Raw genomic sequence first — 410 nt, 5'->3', positions numbered from 1 at the left:
CACTGTAAGATCCTTCGGTATCCGTAGGAACGAAAAGATTGCAGTCCACTGCACTGTTCGTGGTGCCAAGGCTGAGGAGATCCTGGAGAAGGGATTGAAGGTGCGTGAGTACGAGTTGAGAAAGAACAACTTCTCAGACAGTGGAAACTTTGGCTTTGGCATCCAGGAGCACATCGATCTGGGCATCAAGTACGACCCCAGCATTGGCATCTATGGCTTGGACTTCTATGTGGTTCTGGGCAGACCCGGTTTCAGCATTGCTGACAAGAAAAGGAAACGTGGCCGCATTGGCTTCAAGCACCGCATCCGCAAGGAGGAGGCCATGCGCTGGTTCCAGCAAAAGTATGATGGCGTTATCCTCCCCGGCAAGTAGAGGACCACCTCTTTTGTTTATAACAATTAAATAAAAC

At 50.0% G+C, this 410-nt stretch carries 1 protein-coding gene; it reads left to right on the top strand.

Going from position 1 to position 410, the window contains the following annotated elements; translation table 11 throughout:
* Positions 1–373: 50S ribosomal protein L5 (locus tag GFJ41_RS21170; protein ID WP_206001619.1), on the top strand; the 373-nt coding region annotated here is incomplete at its 5' end.
* Positions 374–410: the final 37 nt, after the last annotated feature.

This window comes from Paraclostridium dentum (genome assembly GCF_012922555.1).
In the GTDB taxonomy this organism is placed as follows: Bacteria; Bacillota; Clostridia; order Peptostreptococcales; family Peptostreptococcaceae; genus Paraclostridium; species Paraclostridium dentum.
This window is presented reverse-complemented; position numbering and strand designations above follow the sequence as displayed.